Origin of the sequence: Stenotrophomonas sp. 22385 (genome assembly GCF_052045085.1) — a bacterium.
Lineage (GTDB): Bacteria > Pseudomonadota > Gammaproteobacteria > Xanthomonadales > Xanthomonadaceae > Stenotrophomonas.
Genome location: NZ_JBQEOG010000008.1, coordinates 203,638 through 224,575, shown reverse-complemented (window position 1 = coordinate 224,575; position 20,938 = coordinate 203,638). Strand labels below are relative to the sequence as shown.

The 20,938-nt window shown below is 63.9% G+C and carries 17 protein-coding genes; 10 read left to right on the top strand and 7 right to left on the bottom strand.

Features of this window, described 5'->3' with window-relative positions:
- Position 1: 1 nt before the first annotated feature.
- The 3 genes from ACTJI4_RS15450 to ACTJI4_RS15440 are packed head-to-tail and all read left to right on the top strand — an operon-like array spanning position 2 to position 3,162.
- Complete coding sequence (locus tag ACTJI4_RS15450; RefSeq protein WP_392916257.1) at positions 2-883, top strand: HlyC/CorC family transporter; 882 nt, start codon at positions 2-4, stop codon at positions 881-883.
- Between the two features lie 8 nt (positions 884-891).
- Positions 892-2,157 carry a lipoprotein N-acyltransferase Lnb domain-containing protein gene (locus ACTJI4_RS15445; protein ID WP_440869854.1) on the top strand — a complete coding sequence of 422 codons (1,266 nt, stop codon included), beginning with the start codon at positions 892-894 and terminating at the stop codon, positions 2,155-2,157.
- A 15-nt stretch (positions 2,158-2,172) separates the two neighbouring features.
- Positions 2,173-3,162 carry a magnesium and cobalt transport protein CorA gene (locus ACTJI4_RS15440; protein WP_392916251.1) on the top strand — a complete coding sequence of 330 codons (990 nt, stop codon included), beginning with the start codon at positions 2,173-2,175 and terminating at the stop codon, positions 3,160-3,162.
- A gap of 121 nt (positions 3,163-3,283) precedes the next feature.
- Here the strand turns inward: ACTJI4_RS15440 and ACTJI4_RS15435 are convergent, their stop codons facing one another.
- The 4 genes from ACTJI4_RS15435 to ACTJI4_RS15420 form a co-directional block, all read right to left on the bottom strand.
- Positions 3,284-4,648: an NAD-dependent succinate-semialdehyde dehydrogenase gene (locus tag ACTJI4_RS15435; RefSeq protein WP_440869853.1), complete on the bottom strand. Its 1,365-nt coding sequence runs from the start codon at positions 4,646-4,648 to the stop codon at positions 3,284-3,286.
- Between the two features lie 85 nt (positions 4,649-4,733).
- A complete protein-coding gene (locus ACTJI4_RS15430) occupies positions 4,734-5,576 on the bottom strand; it encodes an ABC transporter permease subunit (protein ID WP_392916246.1) in 843 nt (280 codons plus the stop codon).
- A complete protein-coding gene (locus tag ACTJI4_RS15425) occupies positions 5,573-6,484 on the bottom strand; it encodes an ABC transporter permease subunit (RefSeq protein WP_440869852.1) in 912 nt (303 codons plus the stop codon). Before ACTJI4_RS15425 ends, ACTJI4_RS15430 begins: the two co-directional genes overlap by 4 nt.
- Positions 6,481-7,614 carry an ABC transporter ATP-binding protein gene (locus ACTJI4_RS15420; protein WP_392917568.1) on the bottom strand — a complete coding sequence of 378 codons (1,134 nt, stop codon included), beginning with the start codon at positions 7,612-7,614 and terminating at the stop codon, positions 6,481-6,483. Before ACTJI4_RS15420 ends, ACTJI4_RS15425 begins: the two co-directional genes overlap by 4 nt.
- A gap of 778 nt (positions 7,615-8,392) precedes the next feature.
- Between ACTJI4_RS15420 and ACTJI4_RS15415 the strand changes: the two genes are divergently transcribed.
- From ACTJI4_RS15415 to ACTJI4_RS15405, 3 genes are all read left to right on the top strand, one after another.
- A complete protein-coding gene (locus ACTJI4_RS15415; RefSeq protein ID WP_440869851.1) occupies positions 8,393-9,220 on the top strand; it encodes a M35 family metallo-endopeptidase in 828 nt (275 codons plus the stop codon).
- A gap of 380 nt (positions 9,221-9,600) precedes the next feature.
- Complete coding sequence (locus tag ACTJI4_RS15410; protein ID WP_392916241.1) at positions 9,601-10,980, top strand: flavin-containing monooxygenase; 1,380 nt, start codon at positions 9,601-9,603, stop codon at positions 10,978-10,980.
- Positions 10,981-11,000: 20 nt separating this feature from the next.
- Positions 11,001-11,477: a hypothetical protein gene (locus ACTJI4_RS15405; RefSeq protein ID WP_440869850.1), complete on the top strand. Its 477-nt coding sequence runs from the start codon at positions 11,001-11,003 to the stop codon at positions 11,475-11,477.
- A 57-nt stretch (positions 11,478-11,534) separates the two neighbouring features.
- On the opposite strand, the gene ACTJI4_RS15400 is transcribed toward ACTJI4_RS15405, so the two are convergent.
- Both ACTJI4_RS15400 and ACTJI4_RS15395 read right to left on the bottom strand, forming a co-directional pair.
- Positions 11,535-12,638: a polyamine ABC transporter substrate-binding protein gene (locus tag ACTJI4_RS15400; protein ID WP_440869849.1), complete on the bottom strand. Its 1,104-nt coding sequence runs from the start codon at positions 12,636-12,638 to the stop codon at positions 11,535-11,537.
- Positions 12,639-12,732: 94 nt separating this feature from the next.
- Positions 12,733-14,184 carry a glutamine synthetase family protein gene (locus tag ACTJI4_RS15395; protein WP_392916234.1) on the bottom strand — a complete coding sequence of 484 codons (1,452 nt, stop codon included), beginning with the start codon at positions 14,182-14,184 and terminating at the stop codon, positions 12,733-12,735.
- Positions 14,185-14,329: 145 nt separating this feature from the next.
- Between ACTJI4_RS15395 and ACTJI4_RS15390 the strand changes: the two genes are divergently transcribed.
- Positions 14,330-15,631 carry an NAD(P)/FAD-dependent oxidoreductase gene (locus ACTJI4_RS15390; protein ID WP_440869848.1) on the top strand — a complete coding sequence of 434 codons (1,302 nt, stop codon included), beginning with the start codon at positions 14,330-14,332 and terminating at the stop codon, positions 15,629-15,631.
- 349 nt (positions 15,632-15,980) lie between these two features.
- Positions 15,981-17,516, top strand: a complete 1,536-nt coding sequence (locus ACTJI4_RS15385) for an MASE1 domain-containing protein (protein WP_440869847.1) — start codon at positions 15,981-15,983, stop codon at positions 17,514-17,516.
- Between the two features lies 1 nt (position 17,517).
- Here the strand turns inward: ACTJI4_RS15385 and ACTJI4_RS15380 are convergent, their stop codons facing one another.
- The gene (locus ACTJI4_RS15380; protein ID WP_440869846.1) at positions 17,518-17,952 is read right to left on the bottom strand and encodes a hypothetical protein; all 435 of its coding nucleotides are present in this window, start codon (positions 17,950-17,952) and stop codon (positions 17,518-17,520) included.
- 522 nt (positions 17,953-18,474) lie between these two features.
- Here ACTJI4_RS15380 and ACTJI4_RS15375 point away from each other — a divergent pair.
- Together ACTJI4_RS15375 and ACTJI4_RS15370 are read left to right on the top strand one after the other, a co-directional pair.
- Complete coding sequence (locus ACTJI4_RS15375) at positions 18,475-19,347, top strand: hypothetical protein (protein ID WP_440869845.1); 873 nt, start codon at positions 18,475-18,477, stop codon at positions 19,345-19,347.
- A 192-nt stretch (positions 19,348-19,539) separates the two neighbouring features.
- On the top strand, positions 19,540-20,880 hold the full coding sequence (locus ACTJI4_RS15370; RefSeq protein ID WP_392916218.1) for a GGDEF domain-containing response regulator: 1,341 nt from the start codon (positions 19,540-19,542) through the stop codon (positions 20,878-20,880).
- Positions 20,881-20,938: the final 58 nt, after the last annotated feature.

Here is a 20,938-nt window from a genome sequence, read left to right as displayed (position 1 = left end):
GATGTCTGAAGACGACAGTAGTGGCTCCGTTCCGGAGCAAAATGAGAAGAAGCGCAGCTGGCTTGAACGCCTGACCTCTGCCTTCTCCGGCGAACCCCACACCCGCGACGAGCTGGTGGCGGTACTGCACTCCGCGCACGAAGACGGCCTGATCGCCGCCGACACGCTGCGCATGATGGAGGGCGCGATCTCGGTGGCCGAGCTCACCGTGGGCGACGTGATGATCTCGCGTTCGCAGATGGTCTCGCTGCCGGTGGAAGCTCCCTTCCTTGAACTGATGAAGCAGGTCGTGGAATCCGGCCATTCGCGCTTCCCGGTGCACGGTGACAACAAGGACGACATCCTGGGCGTGTTGCTGGCCAAGGACCTGCTGCGCGGCGTGGTCGCCGACAACGGGCCGGCCAACGTCCGCGAGCTGCTGCGCCCGGCGGTGCTGATCCCCGAAGCCAAGAAGCTCAACGTGCTGCTCAAGGAGTTCCGGCTGTCACGCAACCACATGGCGATCGTGGTGGACGAGTACGGTGGCGTTGCCGGGCTGGTCACCATCGAAGACGTGCTGGAGCAGATCGTCGGCGAGATCGACGACGAGCACGACGAGGCTGAAGACCATACCGCGCAGATCGCGATCCAGGCCGACGGACAGTACGTGGTCGACGCGCTGACCCCGATCGAGGATTTCAACGAGCGTTTCGGCGCCACGTTCCCCGACGACGACTACGACACCATCGGTGGCCTGGTCACCGAGGCGATCGGGCACCTGCCCGAAACCGGCGACGAGCTGACCCTGGACCGCTTCGTGTTCCGGGTGGCGCGCGCCGATGCCCGCCGCGTGCAGGCGTTCCACGTGACCGTGCTGCCGCCCGACGCCATCATCGAGGATTGACCCACGCCATGCGGCCCCTGCTGACGCGGTGGCCGTTGTGCCGCCTGTTGTTCCTCCTGTTCCTGGCCAGTGTGCCCAGCCTGCCGCAGGCGGCGCTGGCACAGGCAGCGGCTGAACCCGCGACGGCCCGCGCCGTCGCGTCGCCCGCAGAAGCACCCCCGCCCCGCATCGGCATCGTGACCATGCAGCCGGGCAGCATCTTCTTCGAGCGCTTCGGCCACGATGCGATCGTGGTCGCGGACCCGGTGACCGGCGAGGCCACCTCGTACAACTTCGGCTATTTCGACCCCAGCGAACCCGACTTCGTCGGCCGTTTCCTGCGCGGCGAAATGATGTATTACCTGGTGGCGCTGCCACTGGACCAGGACCTCACCTATTACCGTGACAGTGGCCGCGGCGCCAACCTGCAGTGGCTGGACCTGGACCCGGCACAGGCCCGCACCCTGGCCGCCTCGTTGGCCGAGCGCGCCAAGCCGGAAAACGCGCGCTACCGCTACGATTACTACACCGCCAACTGCGCCACCATGGTCCGCGATGCAATCGATGGTGCCTTGGGCGGCGGGCTGCACTCTCAGCTGTCCGGGCGCTCGCGCGGCAATACCTACCGCAGCGAATCCGTGCGTCTGGCTTCGCCAGCCCCCTGGATGTGGCTGGGCTTCGACATCGGGCTGGGCCCGTATGCCGACAAGCCGTTGTCACGGTGGCAGGAAGCCTTCGTGCCGATGCGCCTGGCCGATGCCCTGCGCGAAGTGCGCAACAGCGACGGTCGCCCACTGGTGAAGGCCGAGCAGGAACTGCTGCCGCACCGGATCGCGCCGGAGCCTGCTGAATTCGCGCGCCGCTGGTGGCCATGGCTGCTGTGCGGGCTGGTGCTGGCGGCCGGCGTGCCGGCCCTGCAGCGCCACCGGCGCCTGCTGGCCGGGTTGGCACTGCCGCTGTGGGTGTTCTGCGGTATCGCCGGCATCCTGCTGGCTTACCTGTGGGGTTTCAGCGCACACCACGCCGCCTGGGCCAATCGCAACCTGCTGCAGCTTTCGCCGCTGTGCCTGCTGCTGGTGCCGGGCGCGGTGACCCTTGTGCGCGGGCGCGCACCCGGGGCGTGGTTCCGCTGGATGCTGTGGGCGGTTGCCATGCTGTCGCTGCTGGGCCTGGTGCTGCACTGGCTGACCCTGCAGGCGCAGGTGAACCTGCAGTGGATCGTGCTGATGCTGCCACTGCACGCGGCGCTGGCGTGGGTGCTGGGCCGTCGTGACCTGCCTGTCACAGGCCGCTGAAGCAGGATGTCGTCCATGGAAACCACCGCCAATCCAACCTGCGTCATCAACTGCGTGCACTATGACGACCAGGGCAAGCGGCACGACATCGCGCTGGATGCGATCAGCGACGTGATCGCCAGCAACAACGGGTTCGTCTGGGTGGGGCTGTACGACCCTGCCGATTCGGTCCTGTTGAAACTGCAGGAAGAGTTCTGCCTGCACGACCTGGCCATCGACGATGCGCGAAACGCACACCAGCGGCCCAAGGTGGAAGCGTACGGCAACAGCCTGTTCGTGGTGGTCACCACAGCGCAGCGGGTGCACGACCGGATCGAGTATGGGGAAACCCATGCGTTCCTCGGCCCGCGTTTCCTGGTCACGGTGCGCCACGGTGCCTCGCTTTCCTACGCGCCGGTGCGCGCGAGGGTGGAACGCGAGCCGCAACTGCTGACCATGGGTGCGTCCTACTGCCTGTATGGCGTACTGGACTTCGTGGTCGACAACTACCTGCCGATCACCACCGACTTCCGCGACACCCTGGATTCGCTGGAGAAGGACATCTTCGCCGACAGCTACCAGCGCAGCACCGTGGTGCGCCTGTACGAGCTCAAGCGCGAACTCAACAAGATGCGGATGGCGGTGGCGCCGCTGCAGGACGTGCTGGCGCAGCTGCGCCGGTACCCCGGCGAACTGATTCCCGATGAAGTGAAGCTTTACATCCGTGACGTGCACGACCACGCAGTGCGCATCAGCGATGTGATCGATACCCTGCGCGAGATGCTGGGTACCGCGCTGAGCGTGAACCTGTCGCTGGTCACCCTGGCCCAGGGCGAGACAGTCAAGCGACTGGGTGCCTGGGCGGCCCTGCTGGCCGCCCCCACGCTGATCACCAGCTGGTACGGCATGAACTTTACCCACATGCCCGAACTGGACAAACCGTGGGCCTACCCCGCGATGATCATCGGGGTCGGCGCAATCTGCGTGGGTCTGTATCGCCTGTTCAAGCGGGTACGGTGGCTGTAAGCGCGTATCGACCAACGGTCGATACCTACCGCCGTACGTGACCACCGTAGTGTCCCCGCCGGTAGGTGACCACCGTGGGTGTCCCCGCCGGTAGGTGACCACCGTTGGTGGTCACGCTGTATCAGGCGACGTAAACCGTCTTGATGTTCATGAACTCGTGGATGCCGTGGTCGGCCAGTTCGCGACCGAACCCCGAGCGCTTGCTGCCACCGAACGGCAACCGAACATCGCTTTTGACGATCGCGTTGACGAACGCCGCGCCGCATTCAAGCCGCTTGGCGATGCCTTCACCACGCACCCGATCGCCGCTCCACACGCTGCCACCGAGCCCGAACGTGGTGTCGTTGGCCACGCGCAGCGCCTCGGCATCGTCGCGCACGCGCAGGATCGCCGCCACCGGCCCGAACAGTTCCTCGTCGTAGGCCGGCATGCCCGGCACCACGTTGTCGAGGATGGTCGCCGGATAGCCCGCATGGGTACCGGCCAGCGGCTCGCCGCCCAGCAGGACCTTCGCGCCCTTGCCCACGCTAGCCTGCACCTGCTTGTGCAGCTCATCGCGCAGGTCCGCACGGGCCATCGGCGCCAGCGTGGTCTTCTCGTCCTGCGGATCGCCGTACACGCGCGCTCCGGCCGCAGCAACGAACTTCTCCACGAACGCGTCGGCAATCGCGTCGACCACGATGAAGCGCTTGGCTGCGATGCAGGTCTGCCCGCTGTTGTCGAAACGTGACTTCACCGCTGCGGCCACGGTCTTGTCCAGGTCCGCATCGTCCAGCACCACGAACGCATCGCTGCCACCCAGCTCCATCACGCACTTCTTGAGCTGGTCTCCGGCGTTGGCCGCGATCGAGCGCCCTGCCCGCTCGCTGCCGGTCAGGGTGACCGCCTTGACCCGCCTGTCGCGCAGCACCTCGGCCGCCTGATCGTTGTCGATGTGCAGCACGTCGAACACGCCCTCTGGCAACCCGCCGTCGCGGCACACCGCCAGGATCAGGTCGGCGCACTGCGGCACGTTGCTGGCATGCTTGAGCAGGGCCACGTTGCCGGCCATGAACGCCGGCGCCAGGAAGCGAAACACCTGCCAGATCGGGAAGTTCCACGGCATCACCGCGAACACGCAGCCGATCGGTTCATAGCGCACGTAGCTGCGCTGGGCTTCGGTGTCGATCAGCTGGGGCTTGAGGTAATCGGCGGCATGGTCGGCGTAGTACTCGCAGGCCTGCGCGCACTTTTCCACCTCGGCCAGCGCCTCGCCCTTGAGCTTGCCCATCTCGTTGGTCATCGCCTGCTGGATGTCGTCCTTGCGTGCGCGCAGCTGGGCGGCGATGGCGCGCAGGATCGCACCGCGCTCCTGCAGCGAGCGGGCCGACCACAGGGGGAAGGCCGCGGCGGCAGCGGCCAGCCGCTGCTCGATCCCGGCGGCGTCCAGCAGCTCATGGCGGTAAGTCACAAGGCCCGTGGCGGGGTTGACGATTTCGACGGTCATCGCGGTGCTCCGAAAGACAGGCACCCATTCTGCGCCCGGCCCTGTGAGCCGGGTGTTTTCGGGCGTTGCCGGGCAGAGCCCGGCACTACCGGTCTTGGAGCGCCATCTGCACGTCGCGCTGCCGGCGCTTCTCGCTGCGCGCGGTGATGAACCACCCGGCCACCGCCGCGATCGAGACCGCCAGCACCATCAGCGTGGCCAGCGCGTTGATCTCCGGCTTGATGCCCATCCGCACCGAGGCGAATACCTTCATCGGCAGCGTGGTCGAATTCGGCCCGGCCACGAAGCTGGCGATCACCACGTCATCCAGCGACAGGGTGAAGGCCAGCAACCAGCCGGCCACCAGCGCCGGGGCGATGATGGGCAGGGTGATCTGGAAGAACACCTTCAGCCGGCTCGCGCCCAGGTCCATCGCCGCCTCTTCCAGCGAACGGTCCAGCTCCTGCAGGCGCGAGGAGACAATCACCGTCACGAAGGACAGCGTGAAGGTGACATGCGCGATCCAGATGCTGCCCACCCCGCGGCTGGGGAAGCCGGGAATGCCGCCCATCGCCACCAGCAGCGTCATCAGTGAGAAGCCCAGGATCACCTCGGGCATCACCAGCGGCGCGGTGATCAACGCGCCGAACACGGTCTTGCCCGGGAAGCGCTTGAAACGGGTCATCACCATCGCCGCCATCGTGCCGAGCACGGTGGCCGCGCTGGCGGTCCAGAACGCCACCTTCAGGCTGATCCACAGCGCATCCAGGATCTGCCGGTTGTTGAACAGCTCGCCGTACCAGCGCGTGGAGAAGCCGGACCACACCGTGGCCAGCTTGGACGCATTGAACGAATAGATCATCAGCAGCAGGATCGGCAGGTACAGGAAGGCAAAGCCCAGGCCCAGGACCGTCCAGCCCAGCCAGCGGCTGCGGCGCACCATGCTCATGTCAGCTTCCCTTCCAGCTCGCGCTGCTGCACCCGGTTGAACAGCAGGATCGGCACCAGCAGCAGGGCCAGCATCACGATCGCCACCGCCGAGGCAGTCGGCCAGTCGCGGTTGTTGAAGAACTCGCCCCACAGCACCCGCCCGATCATCAGCGTGTCCGGCCCGCCCAGCATTTCCGGGATCACGAATTCGCCCACCGCCGGAATCATCACCAGCATGCAGCCGGCGATGATCCCGGTGCGCGACAACGGCAGCGTGATGCGCAGGAACGCCTGCCACGGCTTGGCACCGAGGTCGTAGGCGGCCTCCAGCAGGCGGTTGTCCAGCTTCACCAAATTTGCATACAGCGGCAGCACCATGAACGGCAGGTAGCAGTACACGATGCCGATGTAGGCGGCGGTCGGGGTGTACAGGATCTGCAGCGGTGCATCGATCACCCCGATTTTCAGCAGCAGCTGGTTGAGCAGGCCGTTGCGGTCGAGGATGCCGATCCAGGCGTACACCCGGATCAGGAACGAGGTCCACGACGGCAGCACCACCAGCATCATCGCCACGTTGCGCGCGGCAGGACTCATCCGCGAAATCACATACGCCATCGGGTAACCGATCAGCAGCGTGAACAGCGTGGCGATCACCGCGATCCTGATCGAGCTCAGATAGGCCAGCACGTACTGGCTGTCCTTGACCATGGCCGCGTAGTTGCCCAGGTTGAGCTTGAGCGAGAACGCACCGTCCACGTACTCCAGCAGCCAGGTATACGGCGGCGAGCCGACCTGGGTGCGCGAGAACGAGATCATGAGGATGATCACGAACGGCACCGCGAAGAACAGCAGCAGCCACAGGTAGGGCGCGGCGATCACGCTGCTGCGCGTGCCGGGGAGCCAGCGCTTCCAGCCGGTGGCGTTCATGCGGTGAGCACCACGCCGTCGTTGTCGCGCCAGTGCACCCAGACGCTGTCGCCCCAGGTCAGGCCATCGCTGGCCCAGCGCTGGGAGTTGGCGAAGTTGGACAGCACCTTGGCCCCGCTGGGCAGGCGCACGTGGTACACCGAATGGCTGCCGAAGTAGGCGATCTCCTCGATCACGCCCTGCGCCTTGTTGGTGTCGCCGGCCGGCTCGTCCTTGCCGATCATCACCTTCTCCGGACGCAGTGCGAACGCCACCGGCTGCCCTTCATAACCGGTGATGCCGTGGGCCACGTAGATGGGCGCCGGGAACAGCGGCGTGCGCACGGTGACGTACTCGGGCAGGTCCTCGTCGATCACCCCATCGAACAGGTTGACCGAGCCGATGAAGCCGGCCACGAAGCGGTTGGCCGGCTGCTCGTAGATTTCGTCCGGCTTGCCGACCTGCTGGATCCAGCCGGCGTCCATGACCGCGATGCGGGTAGCCATGGTCATCGCCTCTTCCTGGTCGTGGGTGACCATCACGCAGGTCACGCCCGAGGTTTCGATGATGTTGACCAGCTCCAGCTGCATCTGCGAGCGCAGCTTCTTGTCCAGCGCGCCCATCGGCTCGTCCAGCAGCAGCAGCTTGGGCCCCTTGGCCAGCGACCGCGCCAGCGCCACGCGCTGCTGCTGGCCGCCCGACAGCTGGTGCGGCTTGCGCTTGGCCAGCTTCTCCAGCTGCACCAGCTCCAGCATCTCGCCGACCCGGCGGCGGATCGCGTCGCGGGCCAGGCCGTCCTGCTTCAGGCCGAAGGCGATGTTCTGCTCCACGCTCATGTGCGGGAAAAGCGCATAGGACTGGAACATCATGTTGATCGGGCGCTGGTAGGGGGGCAGCGCATTGATGCGCTGGCCGTCCAGGTCGATGGTGCCGGCGGTGGGGGTCTCAAAACCACCCAGGCAGCGCAGCAGGGTCGATTTGCCGCTGCCCGAGCCGCCCAGCAGGGCGAAGATCTCACCCTTGCGCACGTCCAGGCTGACGTCGTCGAGCGCGACGAAGCCGTCGAACTCCTTGCGCAGCGCGCGGATGGACAGATAGCCCGGCTCCAGGACCGGGACGACCTCGCCTTCCGGCTTGGCTTCAAATGGCATGGGCAGCGGCTCCAGGAGCGGCATCAGGACGGGGGGACGGCCCATTTTAGCGACCGTTGGCGACAGCAGCGATACCGGATCGTGGCGGTTGGGGCTGGCCGGGAAGAAGCTGAGTCCCCCAAGACACTAATAATAAAGGTGCAGAGGCAGGGTGAACGGGCTTAAAGGTCCCTTCAGCCCTCAGGCGGGTCAAGCCGTCGAGGACCAGCCAGTTGGTCCCCGACATACCGTTAGCGTTGAGCGCACGAGACCGATATACCTTCAGGGCAAGGGAATTTGCTAGGCCCGGAAAATCCTCTGCCACGCAGATATGCGTAACACTTCACAGATCCAAGCCCTGACCAATCCAAAACTCTATCCTTCATCACAAAGCAGGCGCTTGCTTTGTTGATGCACGAATCTGGTGTGAAATGCTTCCACCTCACCCTCAATGGTCCCGACATAGATGTCAACAAAAGCCATTTTCGCAACGTTGTGTGCACTCGGATTTGCATGCCAGCCGTCAATTGCCGGAGCGCAAGTAGTAGCGACCGTAGAGCAAGCCAAGTCGGCGAATCCGTCCACCGTGGCACTGCTCGTCACATACGTAAACAAAGGATCTGAACCTGTCGCACTCCGCCTGATCGATGTTCCGCGCACGGGAAAAGACGAGAAACTCAGAAGCAACGCGCTCAATGTAGTGGGAATCGACGGTTCGCGGCCGAGGTACTTGGGCTACCACATGGGGATGACCAGAGAGGCTTTGAGTCGAACTCAGACACTTGCGCCAGGTGAGTTCATGACCAGGACCATCAACCTCCATGCAAACTACGAACTGAAAGCGGGCATGAGCTATGACGTCTCGCCAACGGAGTACCGCCAAAGTTCAGTCCAGCAATCTGAAGAGTGTGCAGCTTCTCGTGATCGACAACGCTGCACCCGGGCAGTATTCACGACACCTCCAACCATCAGGATCACGGTCCCCAGTAGCATCAAGCCGCATTTCCCGCCGGAACGAGTTGCCAGTGCCAACACAGAAAAGGCCTGCACGCCAGATCAACTGAACGCGATTACGGGGGCCATGGGACCATCCTCCGATCTCGCCCGGGCCGCAAAGTCTTACCTGGCTTCGCTCTACAGGACGGAGGTTATCGATGGAAACGTTGTAACTCGCTTCAACCAGACCCCCCGATACAGCAGCTGGTTCGGTAGTCATGGTGATCCAGATGCCCCAAATCCTGTGAATAAGAGAATCAGGGACGTCGTCAATGCTGCAGCTGACCGATATGGAATGCTGTCACCCGCCACTTGCAGCTGTTCGGACGAAGACGAAAAGGACGGCACTACCGCTTGGGTTGACCCCAACTCCGCCCACGTCATCAACTACTGCCCTGCGTTCTTCAAACTCCCGGTCGGACCCAACATCCAGACTGGCTCACAGGCGGTCACGATCTACCATGAAGTCACACATTTCGATGACTTTCTGTCCAAGGGAGTCTCTGATCTCGACGGCAAATTCAGCTCTCCCGAAGATGCGCGTTGGGTAGCAGGGAATGAGCGCGACCTGGCGGCGGACAACGCCTACAACTTCGAGTACTTCGCTGACAATTATTCCAGTGAAGAGTGAGGCTTCATTCAAGGCACCCGTAACGGTGCAAGCGCTGCACGTACCCCGACACATCGTCGGGGTAGAATCTCTGCAGGGTTGCCCAACGCAGAGCCCTCGCTCAGCAAGCAACCTGCGCTTTGCACATTGCTGCACACGCCTTGCTTGACAGCCTAAGGCATGGCTCACGGGCTTTCACGGCCGAAAACGCTCCCTACTCTGACGTTCCCGGCTAGCCCAGGCGGGCGCGTGTGCAGATCCTTGATGGCCCGCACAGGTTTGGAAATGCAGATCAGCTGAGTCAAGCATCGGATCACAATCCGTACGATCCTGCGTTGACGATGCAACTCCTTCAAGGCGTTATCTCCAGAATGGCGAACGCGCACCAAAAGGAGATACGCATGTACACCAGTGACCGGCTCAAGCGGACCTCGGAAAGTGAACAGCGCTCCCTCAAGTCACACCTTGATGTCGCAATCATTGGAGCCGGACACTCCGGCCTGTCTCTCAGCGCCTTGCTCGTAGAGGCAGGCGTGAGTCACCAGGTTCTGGAAGCAGAAACCATCGGCTCCAGCTGGACGCGGCGGTGGGACTCATTCCGTCTCAATACGCCCAACTTCCTGACCGCCCTGCCCGGCTATCAGTACGACGGCATGGATCCAACGGGTTTCGCCACCGCGCCCGACGTCATCGAGATGCTGACCGGCTATGCGCGTCGACGGCAGCTGCCCGTCGTCGAGGGATGCGTCGTGCATCGGGTCTTTGCGGCAGGCGATGGCTACCGCGTCATCACCAGCGAAGGGACGCTGGAAGCACGCTGCGTGGTGGTGGCCAGCGGGGAATACCGTCGCCCGCGCTGGCCACGGGCGTTCTTCTCCCCTGCCCCCGAGCTGGAGGTCGTCCACTCCAGCGACTACCGTCGACCCGAGCAGCTCGGCCCCGGTGCAGTGCTTGTAATCGGCGGTGGCCAGTCCGGCGCGCAGATCGCCCAGGACCTGCGCACTGCCGGGCGCGAGGTGTATTGGTCCATGGCCGACCGCTTCTCGCACATCCGCCGGGTGCGCGGCAGGGACTCGATGCACTGGTGGGACATGCAGGGGCTGCTGCACCGGCATGTGAGCGAACGCCCGGACGTGATCGCGGGGCTGCCGGGCGCCCTGCAGAAGGCGCGAACGGCGGAGTTCCCCTTGGTATCGGGTACCGGCGCGCTGGGCATGGGCAGTTCGATCAGCCTGCTGTCGATGCACCGCGACGGCATCGTGCTGCTCGGCAGGCTGAAGCATCTGGAAGGCCACATCGCGCATTTTCGCGACGCGCGCCCGCAGATCCGCGCAGCGGTGGCCGGCACCCGCGCCGAATACAAGCACCTCAACGACATGGCCGATGCGCACTACACGACAGCCACAGAGATCCCCACTGACGACGCGCGCTACCTGCCCGAGGAGGTCTATCTGGACTGGGAGCCGGACGCCTCACCGCGCTGCATCCGGCTGGACGCAGCCGGCATCGGCGCCATCGTGGCGGCCACCGGTTTCGACGCACAGTGGCCATGGCTCGAAGTACCGGGCGTGCTCGATCCGAACGGCTACCCGCTGGGCGCTTACGGCGTCTCCCCGCAGCCGGGCCTGTTCTTCATCGGCATGTACAACCTGCAGCGACCAAGCTCGAACTTCCTGTGCAATGGTGGGCGGGATGCGGAAGCGCTCTTGCCGAGCATTCTCGCGCAGCTACGGTATCCTTCGGCGATGGTCAATTCGTGCATCGAACGGATGGAATCGTGAGGGTCCAAAGGCCATGGATGGTGGCTGCCCTCCTGCTATGTGTTTCTTCTACCGAAGCGAGAGTCGCCGCATCCATCAAGCAACGCTGCGCGCCACCCAGCGACAGCGTTGTGGTGACGGTGCGGTACGTCAACACAGGCGCACAGACAGCCACGATCCGCGAAGCAGACATTCCCCGCGCGATGCCTGACGGAAAACTGTGGAGCGACTATTTCCAGGTGGTCTCGACCTCTGGCAACGCGGCGAGGTACACGGGAAACGTGGTCAACCTGGTGCCGGAGGTACGGAATGAGGCCGTGGCACTGAAGCCAGGCGAGGAGGTTGCTGTCGACGTCAACATCTCCGCCAACTATGCGCTGGATCAGGAAGCCACGTACGACATCCAACTCCGCGGATTTCAACAGTCGTCCGAACACGGCACCCGGACCTTCACGGACTCCCCGTCGACCAGAATCCTCCCGCCTCGCATCTGGGCACGCCGGCGCTGCTCCCAATGAAAAAGGGCCGCCGATTCTGACCGGCGGCCCTTCCATCCATCCTTCAGACCCGTCGCCTCAGCGACCCGTCTTCACCTCGGTCCACAACCGGGTGTAGAGCTTGTCCACTTCCGGCGGGTTGATCGAGTAGGTGAACATCTTCGCGGCCACCTCGGCCGGCGGGTAGATGGTCGGGTCATTGCGGATCGCTTCATCCACCATCGGCGTGGCCGCGCTCACCGGGTTGGCGTAGTGGATGAAGTTGGTGTTGGCCGCGGCGACCTTCGGGTCCAGCAGGTAGTTGATGAAGGCATAGGCCGCTTCCGGGTGCTTGGCATCCTTGGGGATGGCCAGCATGTCGAACCACTGCGGCGCGCCTTCCTTCGGGATCGAATAGGCCACGGTCACGCCGTTGGCCGCTTCGGCCGCGCGGTCGCGGGCCTGGATGATGTCGCCCGACCAGCCCACCACCAGGCAGGTGCCGCCGTTGGCCAGCGAACCCACGTACTGCGAGGAGTGGAAGTTCTGCACGTACGGGCGGATGGTCTTGAGCAGGTCGGCCGCTTTCTGGATCACCGCCGGGTCATGGCTGTGCGGGTCTTCGCCCAGGTAATGCAGCGCGATCGGAATCATGTCGGCCGGGGTATCCAGGATCGTGATCCCGCAATCCTTCATCTTGGCGATGTTTTCCGGCTTGAAGATCAGGTCCCAGCTGTTGGCGATCTCGGTGCTGCCGCCGAAACGCTCCTTGAGCATCTCCACGTTGTAGCCGATGCCGGTGGTGCCGATCATGTACGGCACACCGTACTTGTTGTCCGGATCCTGCTGCGCGATGCGCTTCATCATCTCCGGATCGAGATTGGCCAGGTTCGGGATCCTGCTCTTGTCCAGCGGCAGGAACACGCCTGCCTGGATCTGGCGGCCGAAGAAGTTCAGGGTCGGCACCACCACGTCGTAGCCGCTGCCACCGGCCAGCAGCTTGGTCTCGACCATCTCGTCGCTGTCGAACACGTCGTAGGTCACCTTGCTGCCGGTGGCCTTTTCGAAGTTCGGGATGGTGTCTTCGGCGATGTAATCGCTGTAGTTGTAGACGTTCAGCACCTTGCTGTCTTCCTGCTTGGCGCCGCCACAGGCGCTGAGCAGGGACACGGCGATGCCGAGGGTGAGGATTCGCAGCTTCATTGGACTCTCCGCAGGTCAGGTGCGAGGTGGGGGAACCGGCCGGACCGGTAGAACGGTGCCAGCGTACCGGGCAACTGCTTGTTTTCCCAGCCGCTCACACATTCAGCAGCAGGAATTCGCGTTCCCAGGAGCTGATGACCCGGAAGAAGGTCTCGTATTCCTTGCGTTTGACCGACACATAGGCCCGGCAGAAGCGCTCGCCCAGCATCTCGCGCAGCTCGGGGCAGCGCTCCAGGCCATCCAGCGCCTCGCCCAGTGAGCGCGGCAGATCGTAGCCCAGCTCCTTGGCGCTGCCGCTGATCGGCGCGGTCGGCGAGCCCTGCTCGCGGATGCCCAGCAGGCCGGCGGCCAGGGTGGCGGCCATGGCCAGGTAGGGATTGGCGTCAGAGCCGGCGAACCGGCTTTCCACCCGCATGTTCTCGGGGGTGTCCATCGGTACCCGCAGCCCGCAGGTACGATTGTCAAAGCCCCAGTGCACGTTGCTCGGCGAGACCTCGCCAAATACCAGCCGGCGGTAGGAATTGACGTTCGGCGCAAAGAAGGCCATCGCTGCCGGCACGTACTTCTGCAGACCGGCCAGGTAGTGCCCGAACAGCGGGCTGAACTCTTCGCCGCCGCTGTCGCCGCTGAACACGTTGTGGCCGTCGCTGATCCGCACCAGGCTCTGGTGGATGTGCATGGCGCTGCCCGGCTCGGTTTCCATCGGCTTGGCCAGGAAGGTAGCGTACACCCCGTGGCGCATGGCCGATTCGCGCATGGTGCGCTTGAACAGAAACACCTGGTCGGCCAGGTCCATCGCGTGGGCGTGGGTGAAGTTGACCTCCAGCTGCGCCGCGCCGGATTCGTGGATCAGCGTGTCCACGTCCAGCTTCATCGCGTCGCAGTAGTCGTACATCAGGTCGAGGATCGGATCGAATTCGTTGACCGCATCAATCGAGTACGACTGGCGTGCCGTTTCCGGGCGGCCGGAGCGGCCGGCGGGCGGCAGCAGCGGGAAATCCGGGTCGGTGTTCTTCTGCACCAGGAAGAACTCCAGCTCCGGCGCCACCACCGGTCGCAGGCCCAGTTCGGCATAGGCATCCAGCACCCTGCGCAGCACGTTGCGCGGGGCCAGTTCGTGCGGCTCGCCGTGCTTGGTGTAACAGTCGTGGATGACCTGCGCAGTGGGATCGGTGGCCCACGGCACCATGCGCACGGTGTCCGGGTCCGGGCGCAGGATCATGTCCGAGTCCGACGGCGAGGTCAGCTCGTAGTAATCGTCCGGGAACTCGCCGGTGACTGTGGTGGCGAAAATGCCCTCGGGCAGGCGGGTGCCGTAATCGTGCGAGAACTTGTCGGCGGGGATGATCTTGCCGCGCGCGTTGCCGGTGATGTCCGGCACCAGGCATTCCACCTCGGTGATGCGACGATCCTTGAGCCAGCGCAGCAGCGCGCTCTCTTCGGCGGCCGGCTTTTCGGCGGCCTTGCGCGAGGGCGGCTTCCGCGGGGAAGCGGCCGTCTTTCGCGATGGAGAAGGAGCTTTGCGCGAACGCGTTCGGGTGGTCATGACCGGTCTGCTGTGCTGGAGTAACGACGACAAGCTTCGCCGAAGGGCTGGAACATCGTGTGATAGTGCCACTCTAACTCCGCCGGCGGCCGCCGTCACAGCGGGCGCACCTGCCCTCGACACGGGTTGCTGGCATGCTGTGCGCATGAGCGAGTCCCCGATGAGCCTGGCCGGCCAGGCACACGCACCCAGCTGGTATGCCGAAAGCGTGCCCGACACGGCACTGCGCGCGCCGCTGCGGGGCGACCATGCCACCGACGTCTGCGTACTGGGCGGCGGCTACACCGGCCTGTCGGCCGCACTCTCGCTGGCCGAGCGCGGCTATCGGGTGACCGTGCTTGAAGCGCAGCGGGTCGGCTGGGGCGCCTCCGGGCGCAACGGCGGCCAGGCCATTGTCGGCTACGGCTGCGAGGTGGATACGCTGGAACGGCTGGTCGGCAATGCCGATGCGCGCCGCCTGTTCGACTTCTCGCGCGAGGGCATGGCCCTGCTCCGCAATCGCCTGAGCCACTACGCCATCGACTGCGACTGGCGCGACGGTCATGCCAGCGTAGCGATCAATGCCCGCCAGGAGCGTGCGCTGCGCTCAGGCATGGACACCTTGGTGGAGCGCTACGACTACCCGCTCCAATGGTGGGACCGACAGCAGCTGTGCAGCCAGCTCGACAGCCCACGCTATCGCAGCGCAATGTTCGATGCGGCCAGCGGTCATCTGCATCCGCTCGCCTATGCGCAAGGGCTCGCCCGCGCGGCCGAGGGGCTGGGCGTGGTGATCCACGAGGCCAGCCCTGTCCTGGACCTGGTGCGCGGGGACCGCCCGCAGCTGCGCACCGCCAGCGGCACCGTCACCGCCAATCAGGTGGTCATCGCCGGCAACGCGTGGCTGCAGGGCATCGCGCCGGAGCTGGAAAGCCGGATCATGCCGGTGGGCACCTATATTGGCGCAAGCGCCCCCTTGGGGGAGGAACGGGCCCGGGCGCTGATCCGCAACGACATGGCCGTGGCCGACGTGAGCTGGGCGCTGGATTACTTCAAGCTCAGTACCGACCACCGCCTGCTGTTCGGCGGCCGCGCCAGCTATTCGGCGCTACCACCGCCGAACCTGCGCGGGGTAATGACCAGACGCATGCACCAGGTGTTTCCGCAGCTGGCCGACGTGGGCATGGAGCAGGTCTGGGGCGGCTACGTGGACATCACCCGCAACCGCGCCCCGCATTGGGGCCGGCTTACCCCTAACGTGTACTTCGCGCAGGGTTTCTCCGGCCATGGCGTCGCGGCGACGGGATTGGCCGGCAAGGTCATCGCTGATGCCATTGCCGGGCAGAACGAGCGGCTGGACGTGTTTGAGCGCATTCCGCATGGGCGCTTCCCGGGGGGGAAGCTGCTGCGCACGCCATTGCTGGTGGCCGCGATGTCCTGGTACAAGCTGCGGGATGTGCTGGGGTGAAGGCTGATCGGTGATCGGAAGCGCCGTATCCGGGTTCGTTCCGGGTGGGAGGCGTCAGGCCCACGAGATCGATGAAGATAGGAATATGTGCGGACTTGGGCGCGCATCGGCGGCGACAGAACGATGTAGGTCGCACCGGAAGTGAGACGCACCTCCGACTATTTCTCAGGATCTGTCGGATATCCCTCCAAGCGCGTGGAGTCCGCCGCAGACCCGCAGATCAAGCAAGCGCGTAGACGCTTCCAGCCATCGATCCAGCGATTGATTCCGATGTGGCCGGCCGATACCGTCTCCGCCCGAAGCGTGCCTGCATGAGCTGGCACTGATCCTGCAGGGACCGGAGGGGAATGTGAAACTGGATTGGTGGAGAGATGGACTTCGACTGGACTTTCGCATTCGGCCCATGGGGATCGCACTATCGGCCTTGTACGCGATTACTTGTCTGGCCGTGCGCGATGTTTCCCTCGATCAGTTTCACCTTCCTGCCGGGATCCGGATCGCGGCGCTGCTGTTGGTGCCTCCGCGCCTCTGGATATACCTGGCACTGGGTGAGTATGCATACCTAGCATGGGTGCGGTACCCCTTGGTCGAGGAGTTTGGACTTGCGTGGGCCACCGTCGGGTCGGCGATTCTTATTCCCTTGGTCGCAGTGGCCGTGCGGCTGCATATGCCAAGCATGAAGTCCCAGCAGGTTTACTGGTTGCTATCACTGGCCGCCTGCTCGGCCGTCCTGATAGCAGTGATCAGGCTTTCGACGATGCATCTACTGTGGCCTGAGCCACCGGAGGAACGCTTTCTCGCCAGCATTGGACGGCACGTGCTGGGCGACTACATCGGAATACTGACCGTTGCTCCGTTGGCACTACTCTGGGTAAAGCGCCATGAACAGCCTATGCTGGACCGCACGTTGCTTTGGCCATCCGTCTCATCTGTTTTGGTGCTGGTCGCCTTGGGCGCCGCGCCGACCTACTTCACAATCGGATCCGTGGCAATAAAGACCGCCATCCAGCTCATGATGCTTGCTCCCGTCATCGCACTGACCTGCATGCATGGGTGGCGCGGCGCGGCAATCGGCGTTCCCCTGATCAATCTGGCCGTCCACCTAACAACCCCCAGCACAGGCCTCCCCGGGTCTTTCGACGCCGCTACGTTCAAGACTCAGCAGATCATTGCCGCGACGGGCACTGCACTACTGGCACTCGGCTCACGAATCACGCAGCTGTACTACCACCATGTCCATGGCAGGCTTGATCGATCTGAGGCCATGAGCCTGACCCGCTCGGCTCAGATGGCCAGTGAGATGAATCTGCGTGCCCGCGCCCTGGATATTCGAGGCCTGAGCGATAACCTTGACAGAGCTCTCAGCGACCATGCTGACTGGCTCAGAAATCACGGGCACGACAAGCTGGCCAACAGCTTGCTGAAGACTACTGTCCTGCATTCGAGGAAGTTTCGCGAGCAGGTCACGATGGTTTATCCCACGTCCCTTGAGCATGTCGGCCTCTATCTTGCTCTCCAGATTGGCGGCATCAGTGAAGCCTGGAGCACCACAAATCGACTTCTCGAGCATCGCCTCACCGGGGACCCCTGCCAGCTCAGCGTTGGTTTGCAGCTGGCGGCGTATCGCACCCTGACCGAAGCAGTCGCGCTGTTGCTTCGGAATGAACCAGGGCAGATCCAGATCCGGGCGCGTAGCGGGACGCTTAAGAAACAGAAGGGAATCATGGTGTCGATATCTGTACAGAATTCCAGCCAGACACTCTCGGCCACCACGCTGACCCAGGCGGTGGAACGGCTTGCCGGACGGACAATTGGTTATGGCGGCTCAGTCGAGTGCCGCCACAACAGGATCCGGATGCTGCTGTTGGAGGAGCGTGCCGGTTAGGTCACGGACCTGCGGATTCGACCGACCAGATCGACCGATCACCGTGTCGGTAGACCAGCAGGGTGAAATCGGGGTGTCGGTAGACCGGCAGGCGTTGCGCGCCGGAAGCGATCTCCAGCCGACTGGGTGGCAAAGAGACCTCATGCGAACCTTGACCCGCGGGCAGGGCCCAGAACTGATCATCCAGATTCCCAACGATGGCGAGGACATTTCCCTCGATGTCGTTGATCTGATAGTACGTTATGCCATCGCGCTGGAAGCCGTAGACACGCCAGCTTGGGTCCAAGCTGAGGTTCCTGGCTGAAGGATACGATTCCCCCAGTCCTTGGGCGGCGAGCTCCGCTCCGGTACCAGAGCCTGGACAGCATTGCGCAGCGGCAAGCATCGGCGCTGACATCAGAAGCGAGAGGGAGATGGCGAGTTTGGCTGATTTCACGGGCACGGCGGGATCTCCAGTTGGAGGGGTGAGAAGGCTCACTCCCATGCTATCCACGCCGCTCAGTCGCACGCTCTGCAACATCTCTGAGTCTGCGGGCACCTATGACGGTTGATCCGGTTGGCTATACAACGGCAGCAGATCCGCTCAGTCTTTGGGGGAGGCGGAGGGTTCGCCGGGAGCCCGGGTCGAGGACTGCGAACCAACACACCATTTTCGTCGAGCCGTGGTCGCCGCGATTCCGCCAACGGCGGATTGGAACCATTGCGTAGCTTCGTCATTGCCTGCGTGTCACACCAGAATGCCGGATCATCGCTACCCTCCGATGGAAGATGCATCAGGGCACGATACTGAGGAACTAGATCCTAGCGAAACTTCCAATATTCAATCGCACACGTAACTCCTGAATGCCTGCGTGCCAACCGCCGCCATCAGGGTTGCTTGGAGCGATGGAAATCGGGAAGCGGTTCATTCAACCAGCCGGCAGAGTAATGGGCTGCGACCCCTAGAAGGCAATTCAGCATGGGCATTACGATTGTTGGGCGCTTCTCCAGCGCGGCAACCCCTGCTAGACCGCTGCAAGGCCTGCACCGTGGGCGAATCAAGGTTCGGAATGTACAGAACCGCTGGCTGAAGATCGGGGTAAGTCTTCACCCGCACATCAATCCAGTGCGGAGTGACCGCCCTGCGCAGAATGATGCGCGACAAGCATATCAATTGAATGCCCTTCGACACGGGCACGCGCTGATTGGTCTGCTGCGGATCTTTTCGCTTCCCAAGCTCGATGCCAGAACTCGCACCACACTCGTTGAGGCGATCGAGTCCGTTCGACAGTCGGCCATCAGCGGTCAGTTCGGGGATGCCAAACATCATCTTCAGGACGCGAGCCAGGAATGCCCGCCAGACATCCGCGGAGAACTGCGGGCCGTTGGAATGAGACTATCGTCTTCCGTCGAACCGATCAGTCCCTGCAACCATCCAGTGGAACAGATTGGATCGCAGGCAATGGCCGGAACAATCTGCGCAAGGCTGCTGGGGAACGTGCAGCGACCTGAATTGCAACCATTCGAGCCGGTCCCTGCCCTTCGCAGCACAGCGATCGTGACCGTAGCAGAGGCGCTCACGCGCGAACTGGCGACATGTGAGAGCAAAGATCAGGTGATTGCCGTTCTCTCCGGTTTCGTGGACAGGTTCAGGCTGGGTGAGGTGCCGCTTCCGCCAGGCAGGTTCACTGTGCTTGATGAGGCGCGAAGTGCACTTGTGTACTGCGAGAAATTCGATGTCAGGCAGGCTGGGCAGTCGCTGTCCGCTCCCATGAGTGGGTTTCCGCTTCTAGAAGCCAAGGCTTTGAATGAGGCGGATCATGATGGTTGGCGGGCGGCCTTGATGGCATAACGCCGGGATGTTGCGAGGTTGCCACGCAGGGCGTGGCACTACGGAGTCGGATGCGGGCATTGCGGCGTTGGATCCTGGCAATGGGGTCGCGGATCCGGACATGGCGATCACAGATCCGGAGATTGACCCTAAAGTCCGGCGTGAAGACGCCGATACACCTTCCGACCCTCTCGGATTTCGAGCGTACGTACCATGCCGGCACTGTTTCAGGGCGCCTTTCCCAGCGACCCCGGTGATGACCTCCCCCAGCGGATCCTGCTGGTGGAGAACTCGCGCACGTTCACCAGCATGCTCAAGGAAGCCATCGAGCAGCGCCTGGAGCTGCCGGTGTCGGTGGCGACCTCGCTGGCCGAGGCTGGGCGGCTGCTGGATGAGGAACAGGGCTGGTTCCTGGTGCTGACCGGACTGGTGCTGGCCGATGGCGACCGCGACAAGGTGGTGGAGTATTTCCTTTCGCGTGGGCTGCGCACCGTAGTGGTCAGCGGGGTATACGACGAAGACCTGCGCAAGCGCGTGCTGCAGCAGCAGATCATCGACTACGTGCTCAAGAACACCCCCGGCAGCATCGATTACCTGGTGTGGTTGGTGCAGCGGCTGGAGCGCAACCGGCGCATCGCCGCGCTGGTGGTTGACGATTCGATGTCCGCGCGCATGTATGCCGCCTCGCTGCTGCGCATGTACGGCCACGATGTCTACGAGGCCGCTGACGGCACCGAAGGCTTGAAGGCGATTGAAGCCCACCCTTCGATCCGGCTGGCGGTGGTCGACCAGGAAATGCCCGGCATGGAGGGCGTGGAATTCACCCGCCGCCTGCGCACCCTGCGCTCACGCGACAAGGTGGCGGTAATCGGCATTTCCGGCAATACCGATCCGTCACTGATTCCGCGCTTCCTCAAGAACGGCGCCAACGACTTCCTGCGCAAGCCTTTCTCGCGTGAAGAGTTCTTCTGCCGCGTCTCGCAGAACGTTGACCAGCTGGAGCTGATCGGCACCCTGCAGGACCTGGCCACCCGCGACTTCCTCACCGGCCTGCCCAACCGCCGCTGCTTCCTGGAGCAGAGCACGCGCCAGCTGCCCAAGCTGCAGTTGGAGGGCGAGCAGGTGGCGGTGGCGATGATCGACATCGACCACTTCAAGCACATCAATGACACCCACGGCCATGAAGCCGGGGACGACGCGCTGCGGGCGGTGGCCGCCGCGGTGGCCGACCACGCGCGCGACCAGGACCTGATCGCCCGTTTCGGCGGCGAAGAGTTCTGTCTGCTGGTGCCGGGGCTGGAAGAAGACGAGGCGATCGGCTATTTCGAGATCCTGCGCCAGCGCATCGCGGCGCTGGAAGTGGATCTTGGCCACACCACCCTGCGCATGACCGTCAGCATCGGCTTGTGCTGCCTGCGTCCGCAGCAGGATTCGCTGCACCGGCTGATTTCCGAAGCCGACCGCCAGCTGTACCTGGCCAAGGCCGGCGGCCGCAACCGCGTATGCAGCACGCGCGAGGCCACCGCCGCCCGGGAACCCGCGCTGGCGCCTTGATCCAGATCAACGCGGAGCCGCCGTGCCCTGCCTAGAGTCGTTCCCAGCGAACATCACA

What these genes read in the sequence shown, in the direction of transcription:
- ACTJI4_RS15450 (WP_392916257.1), top strand. Translation starts at nt 2, where the DNA reads ATGTCTGAAGACGACAGTAGTGGCTCCGTTCCGGAGCAAAATGAGAAG.
- ACTJI4_RS15445 (WP_440869854.1), top strand. Translation starts at nt 892, where the DNA reads ATGCGGCCCCTGCTGACGCGGTGGCCGTTGTGCCGCCTGTTGTTCCTC.
- ACTJI4_RS15440 (WP_392916251.1), top strand. Translation starts at nt 2,173, where the DNA reads ATGGAAACCACCGCCAATCCAACCTGCGTCATCAACTGCGTGCACTAT.
- ACTJI4_RS15435 (WP_440869853.1), bottom strand. Translation starts at nt 4,648, where the DNA reads ATGACCGTCGAAATCGTCAACCCCGCCACGGGCCTTGTGACTTACCGC.
- ACTJI4_RS15430 (WP_392916246.1), bottom strand. Translation starts at nt 5,576, where the DNA reads ATGAGCATGGTGCGCCGCAGCCGCTGGCTGGGCTGGACGGTCCTGGGC.
- ACTJI4_RS15425 (WP_440869852.1), bottom strand. Translation starts at nt 6,484, where the DNA reads ATGAACGCCACCGGCTGGAAGCGCTGGCTCCCCGGCACGCGCAGCAGC.
- ACTJI4_RS15420 (WP_392917568.1), bottom strand. Translation starts at nt 7,614, where the DNA reads ATGCCATTTGAAGCCAAGCCGGAAGGCGAGGTCGTCCCGGTCCTGGAG.
- ACTJI4_RS15415 (WP_440869851.1), top strand. Translation starts at nt 8,393, where the DNA reads ATGACCAGGACCATCAACCTCCATGCAAACTACGAACTGAAAGCGGGC.
- ACTJI4_RS15410 (WP_392916241.1), top strand. Translation starts at nt 9,601, where the DNA reads ATGTACACCAGTGACCGGCTCAAGCGGACCTCGGAAAGTGAACAGCGC.
- ACTJI4_RS15400 (WP_440869849.1), bottom strand. Translation starts at nt 12,638, where the DNA reads ATGAAGCTGCGAATCCTCACCCTCGGCATCGCCGTGTCCCTGCTCAGC.
- ACTJI4_RS15395 (WP_392916234.1), bottom strand. Translation starts at nt 14,184, where the DNA reads ATGACCACCCGAACGCGTTCGCGCAAAGCTCCTTCTCCATCGCGAAAG.
- ACTJI4_RS15390 (WP_440869848.1), top strand. Translation starts at nt 14,330, where the DNA reads ATGAGCGAGTCCCCGATGAGCCTGGCCGGCCAGGCACACGCACCCAGC.
- ACTJI4_RS15375 (WP_440869845.1), top strand. Translation starts at nt 18,475, where the DNA reads ATGGGCATTACGATTGTTGGGCGCTTCTCCAGCGCGGCAACCCCTGCT.
- ACTJI4_RS15370 (WP_392916218.1), top strand. Translation starts at nt 19,540, where the DNA reads ATGCCGGCACTGTTTCAGGGCGCCTTTCCCAGCGACCCCGGTGATGAC.